Source organism: Deferrisoma camini S3R1 (assembly GCF_000526155.1).
GTDB lineage: Bacteria > Desulfobacterota > Deferrisomatia > Deferrisomatales > Deferrisomataceae > Deferrisoma > Deferrisoma camini.
On the sequence record NZ_JAFN01000001.1, the window covers coordinates 1,483,821 to 1,497,977 of the forward strand.

At 69.7% G+C, this 14,157-nt stretch carries 8 protein-coding genes; 4 read left to right on the top strand and 4 right to left on the bottom strand.

From position 1 onward, the window contains the following. Nucleotides 1-26 precede the first annotated feature (26 nt). The 3 genes from DEFCA_RS0106490 (at nt 27) to DEFCA_RS20415 (ending at nt 6,155) form a co-directional block, all read left to right on the top strand. Nucleotides 27-1,121: a vWA domain-containing protein gene (locus DEFCA_RS0106490; protein ID WP_025322222.1), complete on the top strand. Its 1,095-nt coding sequence runs from the start codon at nt 27-29 to the stop codon at nt 1,119-1,121. 28 nt (nt 1,122-1,149) lie between these two features. After that, entirely contained in the window at nt 1,150-2,520 is a 1,371-nt protein-coding gene (locus DEFCA_RS0106495; RefSeq protein WP_025322223.1) for a TrpB-like pyridoxal phosphate-dependent enzyme, read from the top strand. Nucleotides 2,521-2,609: 89 nt separating this feature from the next. Next, entirely contained in the window at nt 2,610-6,155 is a 3,546-nt protein-coding gene (locus DEFCA_RS20415; RefSeq protein WP_025322224.1) for an FAD-dependent oxidoreductase, read from the top strand. A 99-nt stretch (nt 6,156-6,254) separates the two neighbouring features. On the opposite strand, the gene gptM is transcribed toward DEFCA_RS20415, so the two are convergent. Continuing rightward, nucleotides 6,255-7,562, bottom strand: coding sequence for a geopeptide radical SAM maturase (gene gptM, locus DEFCA_RS0106505; RefSeq protein WP_025322225.1), 1,308 nt, complete (start codon nt 7,560-7,562; stop codon nt 6,255-6,257). 347 nt (nt 7,563-7,909) lie between these two features. On the opposite strand from gptM, the gene DEFCA_RS0106510 reads away from it, so the two are divergent. Next, nucleotides 7,910-9,175, top strand: coding sequence for an MFS transporter (locus DEFCA_RS0106510; protein ID WP_025322226.1), 1,266 nt, complete (start codon nt 7,910-7,912; stop codon nt 9,173-9,175). A gap of 250 nt (nt 9,176-9,425) precedes the next feature. Here the strand turns inward: DEFCA_RS0106510 and DEFCA_RS0106520 are convergent, their stop codons facing one another. From DEFCA_RS0106520 to DEFCA_RS0106530, 3 genes are read right to left on the bottom strand one after another with little or no spacing between them, the layout of a single operon-like run. Beyond that, entirely contained in the window at nt 9,426-11,357 is a 1,932-nt protein-coding gene (locus DEFCA_RS0106520; protein WP_169709470.1) for a TonB-dependent receptor plug domain-containing protein, read from the bottom strand. Nucleotides 11,358-11,380: 23 nt separating this feature from the next. Beyond that, entirely contained in the window at nt 11,381-13,120 is a 1,740-nt protein-coding gene (locus DEFCA_RS20420; protein ID WP_025322228.1) for a sensor histidine kinase, read from the bottom strand. Between the two features lie 8 nt (nt 13,121-13,128). After that, nucleotides 13,129-14,049: an ABC transporter substrate-binding protein gene (locus DEFCA_RS0106530; protein WP_025322229.1), complete on the bottom strand. Its 921-nt coding sequence runs from the start codon at nt 14,047-14,049 to the stop codon at nt 13,129-13,131. Nucleotides 14,050-14,157: the final 108 nt, after the last annotated feature.

Genomic DNA, 14,157 nt, shown 5'->3' on the forward strand with positions numbered 1-14,157 from the left:
CCCACAGCCCACCTCCTGACGCCGGCATGGCAGGCCACGTCCTCGCCTTTGCCCGGCTGTGCAAGCGCTCCGGCCTGCCGGCCCACCCGGCCGCGGCCGTGGACGCGTGCCGCGCCCTCAGCCTGCTGGGGGTGGGCGATCCCCGCAGCGTGTACTGGGCCCTGCGGGCCCTGCTCGTCTCCTCCCCCGACCAGATCCCGGTCTTCGACCGCCTGTTCCACGCCTACTGGGAGTCCGGCTCCCTGCCGGAGGAGCCCCCCCCGCAACCGCCGTGCGAACGTCCGTCGGCCCGCCCGGGCCAGGGCTCGGCCGGCGGCGAGGGCGAGTCTTCCCTCCTCTCCGACGCCGAGGGCGGAGCCTCGGACCGGGAGATGCTGCTGCGCAAGGACCTGCGGCACGTCACCCCCGAGGAGGAGCCCCGGGTTCGGGCCGCGTTCCTGGCCCTGCTGCACAAGCTCGCGAGCCGCCCCGGGCGACGGCACCGGCCGGCGTACCGGGGCCGGTCCATCGAGTTCCGCAGGGTGTTCCGGCAGAGCCTGCGCTACGGCGGCGAGATCGTCCGGCTCACCCGGCGGGAGCCCCGGCTGCGCAAGCGCAACCTGGTGCTCCTGGGCGACGTGTCCGGGTCCATGGACGTGTACAACCGGTTTTTCCTGCTGATGGCCCACGGGCTGGCCCGGCGGGATCGGGGGGTGCGGGTGTTCGGGTTCTCGACCCGACTGTTCGACCTGACCGATGCCCTGCGCGACCGGGATGCCACCCGGGCCGTGGCCCGGGTGGGGGAGCAGACCCGGGGCTGGTCGGGCGGCACCCTGATCGGCAGGAGCCTGGCCGAGCTCAACCGCTCCCTGGACGCGGCCGGCCCCCGCCGGGGCCTGGTGGTCGTGGTGTTCAGCGACGGGTGGGACCGGGGCGATCCGGACCTGCTCACCCGGGAGCTGGGGCGGCTACGGTCCCGGGCATGGCGGATCCTGTGGCTCAACCCCCTGAAGGGCGACCCCGACTACCAGCCCCTGTGCCGGGGCATGGCCGCGGCCCTGCCGTTCCTGGACGGATTCTACCCGGCTCACACCGCCGAGAGCCTGCTACGGGTGGCCCAGCAGCTCCAGCGGCTTCGTTGACCCTCACCCCAAGAAAGGAGGTAGGAGCATGTCGCAGATCAAGTACACGCTTCCCGAGTCGGAGATCCCCAAGCAGTGGTACAACATCGCAGCGGACATGCCGAACCCCATGAAGCCGCCCCTGCACCCGGGCACCGGGCAGCCGGTCGGGCCGGACGACCTGGCCCCCCTGTTCCCCATGGCCCTGATCGAGCAGGAGGTGAGCACCCAGCGGTGGATCGACATCCCGGAGGAGGTGCTCCAGATCCTCCGGCTGTGGCGGCCCACCCCCCTGTTCCGGGCCCGGCGGCTGGAGGAGGCCCTGGGGACCCCGGCCAAGATCTACTACAAGTACGAGGGCACCAGCCCGGCCGGCAGCCACAAGCCCAACACCAGCGTGGCCCAGGCCTACTACAACAAGAAGGAGGGCGTGAAGCGCATCGCCACCGAGACCGGCGCCGGCCAGTGGGGCAGCGCCTTGTCCCTGGCCTGCAACTTCTTCGGCATCGAGGCCAAGGTGTACATGGTGAGGATCTCCTACGAGCAGAAGCCCTACCGGCGCGTGCTCATGGAGACCTGGGGCGCCAGCGTGATCCCCAGCCCCTCGAACGAGACCGAGGCCGGCCGGAAGATCCTGGCCGAGGACCCGAACAGCACCGGATCCCTGGGCATCGCCATCTCCGAGGCCGTGGAGGACGCGGCCAGCCGCGAGGACACCAAGTACGCCCTGGGCTCGGTGCTCAACCACGTGCTGCTGCACCAGACCGTGGTGGGGCTCGAGGCCAAGAAGCAGATGGAGCTGGCCGGCGACTACCCGGACGTGATCCTGGGTTGCTGCGGAGGCGGCTCCAACTTCGCGGGCCTGACGTTCCCGTTCCTGTACGACAAGATCCACGGCCGTGAGATCGACGTGGTGGGCTGCGAGCCCACGGCCTGCCCCACCATGACCCGGGGCCACTTCCACTACGACTTCGGCGACACGGTGGGCATGACCCCGCTGCTGCCCATGCACACCCTCGGCCACACCTTCGTGCCCCCGGGCATCCACGCCGGCGGGCTGCGCTACCACGGCATGGCCCCCCTGGTCAGCCAGCTCTTGAACGACGAGCTCATCCGGGCCGAGGCGTTCCACCAGGTGGAGTGCTTCGACGCGGCGGTCATGTTCGCCCGGGCCGAGGGCATCGTGCCGGCGCCCGAGTCGAGCCACGCCATCCGGGGCGCCATCAACGAGGCCCTGAAGGCCAAGGAGGAGGGCAAGGAGAAGACGATCCTGTTCCTGCTCTCCGGCCACGGCCACTTCGATATGTCGGCCTACGACGCCTACTTCGGGAAGAAGCTCGAGGAGTACGAGCTGCCGCCCGAGGAGCTGGACAAGGCCTGGGAGGCCATCAAGGGCCTGCCCTCGCCCCAGGCGGCGTAGCACCTGCCACACCGGTGCCGGGGGACGTGCCCCCGGCACCGGTGTGTTTCGTTCCAGCTTCCCAGCCTTCTAGCCTTTCAGGAGCCCCCATGCACGCTACCGAGTACCGGTTCCTTCTCGGAAACGAGGCCATTGCCCGCGGCATCGTCGAGGCGGGGTGCCAGTTCGCCACCTCCTACCCCGGCACCCCCAGCTCGGAGATCCTGCCCGCCGTGGTGCGGTTCAAGGAGGAGATGGGCCTGGACCTGTACGCCGAGTGGTCCACCAACGAGAAGGTGGCCCTGGAGACGGCCCTGGCCGCCGCCTACTCGGGCAAGCGGGTCATGGTGGCCATGAAGCAGGTGGGGCTCAACGTGGCGGCCGACCCGGCCCTGTCGGCCGCGTACATCGGGGTGAAGGGCGGGCTGGTGCTGGTGGTGGCCGACGACCCCGGCCCCCACAGCTCCCAGACCGAGCAGGACACCCGGCTGTTCGCCCGGTTCGCCAAGCTGCCGGTGCTCGACCCGGCCGACGCCCAGGAGGCCAAGGACCTGTGCGCCCGGGCGTTCGAGCTGTCGGAGCGCCACGAGATCCCGGTGATCCTGCGGCCGACGCTCCGGATCTGCCACTCCAGCCAGCGCATCGCGTGCGGGCCGGTCACCGGCCCGGGCCAGGAGGCCCGGTTCGACAAGAACCCCCGGCGGTGGGCGGCCACCCCCCGGGCGCGGTTCGAGCTTCACCGGCTGCTGAACCAGAAGCTCGCGGCCATCGCCGACGAGGCGGCCTCGTGGCCCGAGAACCGGCTCCACCTGCCCGAGGGCACGGCGCCCCTGGGCATCGTGGCCTCGGGCATCGCCTACGCCTACGTGATGGACCTGCTGGAGTCCCTGGGGCTCTCGGACCGGGTGGCCGTGCTGAAGCTGGCATTGGCCCACCCCCTGCCCCCCGCGCCCCTGGAGGGGCTGGCGGGCCGGTGCGAGCGGGTCCTGGTGATCGAGGAGCCCGACGCCGCGGTGGAGACCCAGCTGCGGCTCGACGTGCCCGTGTGGGGCCGGCTCACCGGCCACGTGCCCCGGGCCGGGGAGCTCACCCCCGAGCGGCTCCGCGAGGTGCTCGGCCGGGCGGCCGAGGAGGCCGGTCTGACCGTGCCCGAGCCCCAAACCGGGACCCCGGGGGCGGCCCAGGGGCTGCCGATCCGCCGGCCCACCCTGTGCCCGGGGTGTGGCCACCGGGCCTCGTTCTACGGCATCCGACGGGCGTTCCCCCGGGGGATCTTCCCAGGGGACATCGGGTGCTACACCCTCGGGCTCAACCTGGGCGCCGTGGACACGGTCCACTGCATGGGCGCCTCGGTATCCATGGCGGCCGGCTTCTTCCATGCCCACGCCCAGGACGGCGACCCGCCCCCCATCGTGGCCACCATCGGCGACAGCACCTTCTACCACTCGGGCGTGCCGGCCCTGGAGAACGCCGTGTACAACGGCGCCCGGTTCGTGCTCGTGGTCCTCGACAACGAGATCACGGGCATGACCGGCATGCAGCCCACCCCGGAGTTCGGCACCACGGCCGACGGCCACCCCGGCCGGGCGATCTCCCTCGAGGGCCTGATCCGGGGGTGCGGGGTGGAGTACGTGGACCACGCCGACCCGTTCGATGCCGACGGCTTCCAGCGCCGGCTGTTCCGGGCCTGGGAGCACGCCCGCTCCCCGGACGGCGGGGTGGCCGTGCTGGTGGTGCGCTACCCCTGCGTGACCCGGTTCGGGGCCACCCTGCCGGGCCGGCCCCGGATCCCGGTCGAGGTGGTCCACGGGCCCCTGCCCCGACTCGAGGACGGCTCCTGGAAGCCCGCCTGGAGGCCCCGACACCAGGACAAGGTGAGCCCCTGTGTGGAGGCGTGCCCGGCCGGGAACGACGTGGAGCGGCTGCTGGCCTTTGCCGCCGAGGGTAGGTGGGACGAGGCCGCGGACCTGGTGCTGACCGAGCACCCCTTCCCCGCGACCCTGGGCCGGGTGTGCCCCCACTTCTGCGAGGAGGCCTGCAACCGGGCCGGAGCGGACGGGGCCCTGGGCGTCCACTGGATCGAACGGGCCGCGGGCGACGCCGCCCGGGGCCGGCCCGCCCCGGCGAGGGCCGCCACCCCCACCGGCCGGAGCGTGGCCGTGGTGGGGGCGGGGCCGGCCGGGCTCACGGCCGCGTACCACCTGGCCCGGCTGGGGCACCGGGTGGAGGTGTTCGAAGCCCTTCCCGAACCCGGAGGCATGCTGCGGTGGGCCATCCCCGACTACCGACTGCCCCGGGACGTGATCGAGGCCGAGGTCTCCCGCATCCTGGAGGCCGGCGTGGTGCTGCACACCGGGGTGGCCGTGGGCCGCGATCGGCCCCTGGCCGACCTGCTGGCCCACGACGCCGTGCTCCTGGCCACCGGCGGGGGACGGGAGCGGCGGCTCGGGATTCCGGGGGAGGATCGCGAGGGGGTCTGGACCGGGCTCGGGTTCCTGCGGGCCCTGAAGGCCGGGGGGGACGCCCCCGGCGTGGGCCGGCGGGTGGCCGTGATCGGCGGGGGCAACACGGCCATCGACGCGGCCCGCTCGGCCCGGCGGCTGGGCGCCGAGGTCACCGTGTACTACCGCCGGGGGCCGGATCGGCTCCGGGCCATCCCCGAGGAGGTGGAGGCGGCCCGGGCCGAGGGGATCTTCTTCCGGTTCCACGCCGCCCCCGAGGAGGTCTCGGCCGGCCGGAGCCGGCGACTGTCGGTGCGGTTCCGCAACACCCGAGCCGCCCAAGAGCATCCCTTCGGGCTCTCCCCCCAGGTGGAGGGCCAGCCGACCGAGTTCTGGGCCGAGGTGGACACCGTGGTGGTGGCCGTGGGGCTCCAGCCCGACCTGCCCGAGGGCGCGCCCTCAGACCTTACGCCCGACGAATGGGGCCGCACGGGCGTGCCCCGGGTGTACGTGGCGGGCGACGCGGCGCCCGACGCCGCCGGCACGGTGGCCCATGCCGTGAACGCGGGCAAGCGCGCCGCGCTCGCGATCCACGCGGACCTCACCGGCGAGGGGCTCGAGCCCCGGGCCCTGCGGATCGCCCGGGGCCCGGGCATCAGCCTCCAGGCCTGGGCCGAGCCCGGGGGCGGCCGGGCCGGCCGGGTCCAGGCGGTGCCCCCCCTGCGCACCATCCAGCGCCGGTACTTTCCCGACGTGCCGAGGGCGAACGCCCGGGCCCTCCCCCCGGACGACGCGATCTGGAGCTTTGCCGAGGTGGACCGGGGGCTCCCCCTGGAGAAGGCGGCCCGCGAGGCCCGGGACCGGTGCTTCCACTGCGGGGTGTGCACCCGGTGCGACCGGTGCCTGGAGGTGTGCCCAACCGGCGCCATCTCCCGGGAGGGCGACACCTACCGGGTGGACGAGGACAAGTGCACCCTGTGCCGGCTGTGCCAGGTGGAGTGCCCCCGCAACGCCATCACCATGCCCCGCACCGAGTCGTGCGTGGCCTGCGGGTACTGCACCACCTGGTTCGAGTGCCCGGCGCTGGTGCGGGGCCCCGACGGCCGGGCCGTGGTGGACGAGGGGCTGTGCATCGAGTGCGGGCTGTGCATCCAGGTGTGCCCCCAGGGCGCCATTCGGCCCAGGGTGTCCGAGGCGGAGCTCGCTTCTGGTTGAGCCTGGACGCGGGTGCCGTGCGACGGCGGGGCAGGGGCGCGGATCCCCTTTCGGACCCATCGCAGCCGGGTTTCGGCAGGGGGTCGGTGCGGGTCAGCGCTAGGAAGGGGCGCGGGTCTTGCCCGAGAGCCGGGCCTCCTGGATCAGAATGGGCCCCAGCGTGCGGTCCAGGAAGCGGCGCTGGCACTCCACCCCCATCCGCCCCTCCCGTTGGTACTTCATGTAGCGGCAACCGCCCAGGCACAGGGGCAGATACTCGCACTCCCGGCACGCGGCAGCGGTGCGCAGGCGGTCCAGGGCGAACCGTTCCCGGTAGTCCTGGAACCCCTCCCACAGGTCCCCCGCCACGAACTGTTCGTGCCCCACCAACGCCGGGCACTTGGTCAGGGTGCCGTCGTAGTGAACCGTGAAGGCGTACTCCAGATCCACCATGCACGCGATGGGTGCGATCTTGGGGGGGCGGTAGCCCCGCTTGAGAACCTCCTCCCGGAGGAACACAGTGGCCTCGGCCACCCAGTCCTCGTTTATCGAGGCGCATCCCACACACGACTCCGGCGGCGCAAACTCGTCCGTGGTGTGCATCACCGGGCTGAACTGGATCGGCCCCACCGCTTCCGGCCCGAGCCCCCGGTCCGACAGGTCGTCGAGGAGCTCTGGGAAGCGACGGTAGTTGTCCCGCGTATAGGTGCCGGCAAGGCCGATCCGGGTTCGGCCCGCACACCTCTTCAGGTTCGCCACGATCGCCTCGTAACTCCCCCGGCCCGAGCGAAACGGCCGGAACCGATCGTGGACGTCCCCGGGGCCGTCCAGGGTCACCCGCACGCCCATCAGCCCCAAGGGGTTCAGCTCGTCCACGATCTCGGGGGTCAGGAGGGATCCGTTCGTGACCAGGGTGCAGTGGAAGCGGCCTCCCCGCTCCTCCACGAGCCGCTTCAGGCTCCCCGAGATCCGGACGATCGCGTCCCGATACAGGAGAGGCTCGCCCCCGTAGAAGTCCACCACCACCGTGTCCATGCCCGGGAGAAACCTCTGATCCACGAACTCCACCAGGCGATCCTCGGTGGCCCGGTCCATGCGGGCGGGTCCTTTGAGGCTCCCTTCATAGCAGTAGGAGCACCGAAAGTTGCACTCCATGCCCAGGATGACGGCGATGGTGAGCCCGGTGGTCTCTCGGTTGGCTCGGTCCAGAAATCCGAACGCCTCCCGGACCTCGGCCTCCCGGTCGCGAACCAGGATCCCCAGCCGGAGGAGCGGCTCCTCCGCCTCGGGCGGGATCTCCCCCGCCTCCAGCCGCCGGTACAGATCCTCCGGGAGCAAAAGCATGGAGGTCTTCCGGGTGGAGAACACCAGGAGCGTTCCGGGCCGTCCCGGGAAAGGGTAGGCTTTCACGTACGCGGACAGAACCACGGATCACCTCCGGCGGTGGCACCCCTCCCGTGGGCCAGGCCGAGCCCTTCCGGATCGGCCCGCGCACCAACGGAAATGGGCGATTCCGTCAAGCAGCCGGGCGATCATACCCAGCTCCGACGGGATTGTCACGCCGCCCTGGATCGACCTCCTCCTTGTATCTTCCCGTGGCTCCACGGAATATGGTGGCCTCCGCCGCCGGGATATACCGCCCCTTCTGTGGGGGCGCCGCAGGCCGCGGCACACGGCCGCCGCTCGGCCCCCGCGACGGAGGAGACCGGGCCTGCCCCCCCCCGGGGAGGACAGCCGCCTCGGTGCCGCTCGCCCCGCCTCGAACGGAAAAGCGCATGTGTGAGCCCAGTGGCCTGTGGAACCGAAACTTCCTGTTGTTCTGGCAGGGTCAAGCCGTCAGCCTGGCCGGATCGTCACTAAGCACGATGGCCGTGGCCCTGTGGATCGTGGACGCCACGGGCTCTGCTGCCCTGTTGGGAGCGGTGATGATGGTGGGATCCCTCGCCGGACTTTTGGCCACCCCAATTGCGGGAGCCGTGGCCGACCGGTACCCCCGAGTGAGGGTCATCGTGTGGTGCGATGCGTTCCAAGGGTTGTCGGCCTTGACCATGGCTGGAGCGGTTTGGGCCTTTCCGACAGCCCCATCCCTTGCTTTGGCTGCCCTGTTCCTTTTCTACGCGGCCGGCATGGCGACCTCCGCCGTGTTCGCTGCCGCCGCCCGGGCACTGGTTCCCGACCTCGTGCCCCCCGACCTGGTGCCCTCGGCCAACACGGCCACGCTGGCGGTCGTGCAAACCGCGGGGCTTGCGGGCAAGGGCTTTGGGGGCACGGCCTACCGCCTGCTGGGCGCCCCGTTTCTGCTGGCCGTCGACGGCATCACGTACTTGATCAGCTCGGCCACCGAGGCGTTCATCCGACTCCCCCAGGCCCCTTCTCGGCCCTCCGCCGGCTGGGGCGAGGCGGTTCGCGGCCTGGCAACGGAGGCAAAGGAAGGCTTCCGGTACGTGTGGGGCGATCCCGGCCTTCGGGCCGCCGTGCTAGCGACCGCCTGCACCACGTTTTGCCTGGAGCCCTTGGTGGTGCTCCTGCCGTTCCTGGTGAAGGACACGAGGTTTCTCGGGCTCCCGGCCGACTGGTACGGATACCTCCTGGCCGGGTACGGGGCCGCCAACATTGCAGGATACTGGCTGGCCGGCCACACGTCCCTTCGAGGGGGGGGCCTGGCGGCGGGAACCATGGGGGTGGCCGGCGTTGGCTTTGTGGGGCTGGGATTGGCCCGGAGCCCCGGGGCGGCTCTCGGGTGGATCGCGGCCAGCGGTCTGGCTCTGGGGTTCTACAACAACTCTCTCCTCTCCCAGGTCCAGACCCGGGTTCCCGCCCATCTGCGGGCCCGGGCCCTGACGGCCTTCCAGACCCTTACCATGGTGTTGGTGCCGCTGGGCATCGGCCTGGCCGGGGCGGCAGCGGAGCTGCCAGGGCGAAGGGTGGACCTGGTGTTTACGGGCGCGGGACTGGCGACGGCGCTCGCGGCGCTGCTCGCGTCCTCACGCGCAGGGTACCGGGAGCTTCTCTCGCCCCGCTCGTCCGTTCGCCGCCAATAAAAAAGCGGGAGCCGAAGCTCCCGCCGACAATCTTACTCAAAGGCACCTTAGCCGCTCCACCGAAAAATCGCCACAGAAGTGAAGCAACACGTGGTCATCGGCCCGAAAGCCTCCCCGTCGATCCCCTCGTCCAGAACCAGAATGCCGAGCTCTTCCATCGTCTGACCTCCTTTCTCCGGGTGGTCGGGAACGGACGTCCAGCGCCCTGCCAAAACGACGTTTTTAGTCTAGCTCGGACCGGAACCGGAAATCAAAAGGAAAATCGCAGCCCCACCTCCACCCACCGGTCCGGGTTGGGCCGGTCCGGGTCGGTGTACTGCCGCCCTTGGAACAGGTTGTGGGCCGTGAGGAACGCTTCCATGCCCACACCTGCCCCCACCCGAAACCGCTTCCACAGGTTCAGGTCCCATATGGGGTCGTTGCGATCCCCCTCGTCCGGGCCCTGGTCCCACCACACGAAGTGACCGGCCAGCTCCCCGTGGAACGAGCCGGGCCAGCGGTGGACCAAGGCCACGTCGAAGGTATACTGCTCCCGGTCGTCCCCATCCCCTTCCTGGTCGTGGTCCACGTAGCCCAGGCCCCACCGCAGCGAGGTACGGAGCACCGGCGCGGTCTCCAGCTCCAGCTCCATCCCGGCCCGGGTGGCCCCCTCGCCGTTCACCTTGCGCACGTTCCCTTCGGTGTCTGGGGACGGCTCGGCTACCCGTTGGTCCACCAACCGGTGCCAGAACCCCGTGGCCTTTACCCACAGGAACGGGATCGCCTTGGTCTCCACCCCGGCCTGGATCGACCAGATCTTCTCCGGCTCCAGATCCGGGTTCGGGTCGGTGCTTGCGCCCCCGCCCGAGAGCTCGGACAGCGGGGGGCTCGAGAACCCCCGAGCGGCCGTGGCCCGGACCACGGTCTGCCGCCCCACCCGCCGCACCGCACCGAAGCTGGGGCTGACGATCGGGCCGGTCACCGAGTGCTCGTCGTACCGCAACCCAGGGGTCAGGCTCCAGCCGGCCACCGAGAAAGTGTCGTTGAGGTAGACCCCCCACCGATCCAGCTCGGGGCTGGAGGTGAACCGGGCTGGGGTCCCCCGCGACTGGAAGACCGGCCCGGACTCCACGGTCTGATCCAACCGGCCGTGGTCGTAATCCACCCCCAGCACCACCACGTGGCCCTCGGGACTCCACACCAACCGTGCCCGGAGACCCTCCGAAACCTCGTCGAACCGCACCTCCCGAACCAGGGACCCCGTAGGCCCCCGCGTCCCGTCTTCATAGCCGGTCCCACGAAGACGGTGATCGTAACGGTACGCAGCGAAGTGAGCCCCCAACCGTTCCCCGAGGTCCATGTCCGCCATGATCGTGCCGAAAGCCGCGTGAAGGTCGTCTTCGGATCTGACCCCTTGCCCCACCAGGTGGCCAGATTCTGGCTCCGCCTCTGCATATCCGCCCATGAAGCCGACTCGCAGCCCTGGTCGTACAGGCAGTGAGAACTTGGCATAAGCCGCCCGGTTCCGGAAGCTTCCGTGGGTCCGTTCCCACTCGGCCCGCTGGTATCCCCCGTACAGGTAGTACCCCAGCCGGCCTGCTCGGCCGGCCGCCTCGGCCCGAGCGTCCAGGGTGGTGCCCGGCCCGTACGAGACCGAGCCGCTCCCCTCGGGCCGGGGCCGCCGGCCGACGTCCTTGGTGATCACGTTGATCACGCCGCCGAGGGACGACCCCCAAGCCGACGAGGCCGGCCCCTTGATCACCTCGATCCGGTCCACGACCCCCACCGGTATGGTCAGGGTCTCCGCGTTCCCCCCGGACAGGAAGTTCCAGGGGATCCCGTCCACCAGCACGAGCACGTGCTCCTCGCGGGAGCCCTGGATCCGGGTCAGGGAAAGGCTTCCCAGATCCGCTCCGAAGAACTCCACGAACACGCCGGGTACCCGGTTCAGGGCCTCGGCCAGGGTGTGGGCGTTCATGTCTCGGATCTGCTCGGCGGTGATGATCGTCACGTTCTCCGCCGTTTGGGACAGCGGCTTGGGGTGGCGGGTGGGAGCCTCCACCAAGGTTTCGCCCGGGAAGTACATGCGTTCGAACACGGCCTGGTCGCCCGCCCAAGCCGGGCACCACCCTCCCCCCAGCACTCCGGAGCAAAGAAGGGCTGCAACCGACAGGAGGTGCGGGAACCACCGGACACTGCTCACCGTTCTCCTCCGCTTCCCCGGAATCAACCGGAATCCGCCGTCCCGCGCACGGCCTCACTCCCACCGTCCGGCTTCCCATCCTGGGCCGGATCCGACGCCGGCAGGCTTACCGTGCACCGCGTACCTTCGCCCACCCGGCTCACGACCTCGATGTCGCCCCGGTGGCGTTTGATGATGCCCCGGGAGATCGAAAGGCCCAAGCCGGTCCCTTCCCCCGCCGTCTTGGTGGAGAAGAACGGCCGGAAGATGTGTTCCAGATCCTTCTCCTCGATACCTCCCCCGGTGTCCTCAACGTGGATCTTCACCCACCCTTCGCTCGCCTCGGTCGCCACCCTCAATGTGCCCCCTGAAGGCATGGCGTCTCGGGCGTTGGTGATCAGGTTGAGCACCACCTGCTTCAACTGGTCCCCCACTCCCCGCACCCTGGGCAGGTCCTTCGCGAACGAGGTTTTCACTTCGATCCCCCGGACCATAAGATCCTTGGTGCACAGAAGCACCACCGAGTCCACCAGCTCGTTCACGTCCAGATCCTCTGTACGGTCCGTCGTTGGCCGGTAGAAGTCTCGAAGGTTCTTAATCAGCCGATCGATCCGATCGCATTCTTGGATCGCCAGTTTGACCAGACGCGTCTCCCGAGCAGAGAGGCCGCCCCGGTACTCCAGTGACTCGAGCACCCCTCGGATGCCGGTGAGGGGGTTGTTCAGCTCGTGGGCCACGGAGGCGGTCAACGTACCGAGGGCGGTGAGCTTCTCCGAGTGGGCCAGCTGCTTGTACGCTGTTTCCAGCTCCTCCGTTCGTTCTTTGACCCGCTCCTCCAGCTCGTCCCGAGCCCGTTTCAGCTCTTCCTGAACCCTCGTCCGCTCCTGGACCTCGTCCTGAAGCCTCTGGTTCGCCTCGGTGAGTTCAGCGGTCCTTTCTCGGACGCGTTCCTCCAGCCCCAACCGCAGCTCGTCGATGGTCACGAACGCCCGATCCAGCGCTTGGACCAGCTCGTAAAACGGGTCGGCCAGTAGTCCGCGGGATGCGGGGGTCTCCGTCCAGATCCCCCGACGGCGCATCTCGTTCAGGAGGCGCCGCAGGGGCCGGGATGCGCCCCGAACCACCAAGAACGTCACACACCACCCCAACACCAAGAACGCCACCCCCGCCCCCACGCTCCGGACCACGATGGCCCGGAAGCCCGCCTCCAGAGCCCGCTTGCTGACCTCTACCCCCACATACCCCAGCACGGTTCCCGACGCCGGCTGGCCGAGGGGACCCGTAAAGAAGTACAGCCCCTCCACCGTGGGGGCGCTCAGCTCGGCCCGAACCGCCTTCCAAAAAGTAATGTTCTCCGCGTCCTCGTGATGGGCGATCCCCCCCGGCTGGGCAACGATCGCCCGTACCTCGGCCGAAGGAGCAGGCACCTGCCCTTTTGCTTCCGTGGGCGCCCCAGGCAGGTTTCGACCGTACTGCAAGAGGCGCCAAGATGGGTCGAACACGGCCACCCACTCCACATCGTCGTCCCTCAACGCTGGCAACAACGCCGAACGGATCTCCTCTGCATTCTCCGAAAAGAGCCCGAGCCGAAGGCTCTCTGCCAGGAAGGAGACCACAGTGGTCCCTTTCTCCTGCATCTGGCGCCGGAGCATCCGCTGCTGGAAGTGGATCAAGGCTCCGCTCAGCAGGACCGTTGCGAACAGGATGGTCGCGGCCAGGTACAGGTAGGTCTGTAATGCAAAGTGCCGCGACGGCAGAAAAACGCAACGTTTCTTCGCATCCATGCCGAGCCCTACCGTTCAGCGCCCGAAGGCACCACGCCCAAGCGTACACCCAGCTTCCGGGCCACCCTGGGGTTGACCCGAAGGAGAACCCCCTTGGGGGGCTCGGGAAGCACGTTCCCCCCGGGCTCCCCGTTGAGGATCCGCCAGGCCAAGGTCGCGGCTTGGCGCCCGATCGACGGAAAATCGAGGGTGACCGCAACGGTGGCCCCTAAAGACAGGTACCCTTCGGAGAATGTCACTAAGGGCATCCGGTGCCGGAGCGAGTACAAAAGGAGAGACTCGACCGTCTCCCGTGTGACCACGGTAGGGTCTGGGATCATCCAGAGCCCACCCACGTCGGGGGGGAGTTCCGCCAGCCTCGCAGGAACCTCCTTTGGAGACCGGACCTCCAACGCGGTGAGCCCCAACCCCTGATGGGCCGCGGCGTTCTCTGCCTTTTTCACGAAGTTGCCGGTGTTGCTCGGGTCGAAAAAGACGCCCAGACGTTTCACATCTGGGAGGGCTTCCCGGATCATTTTGATCCATCTTTCCGGAGGCACCTGCATGCCCACGCCCGTCACGGGGGTGCGCGCCCTCTTCCAGTCGGGTGGCCGGTGCACGAGCACGTACACCACAGGGATCTCGGGTTCCGGCAACCTTCGTACCGCCTCGAGGGCCCGCGTGCCGACGGCGAAAACGAGGTCCGCTCCGAGACCGTCCCCCCCGAGGACACCTCTCCGACCTGCCTCGTCACACTCCAACTCCCGGAAAGTGACGGGCACGAGACGCCGTGGCCCCCGGTGGGAAAAAGCCGTTTCCAAGGCCTCCTTGAAGGCGTCAACCACCTGGCGGGTCGGCGGCAACGTCGGGTCGTGGAGGATCAACACCTCCTCGGCCACGGCGCTAGCTGTCATGCCCAGGAGTAGCACCCCGATCAAAAGCCCCCGCATCCACAAACCCCCTTTTCGTCGTATCGGGCTCGGCCCGGCCGGATCGCGGTTCTCCGACCGGACCCCCCTCGAAACCCACATCTCCGCATCATTTCGGCAGATTGAGGC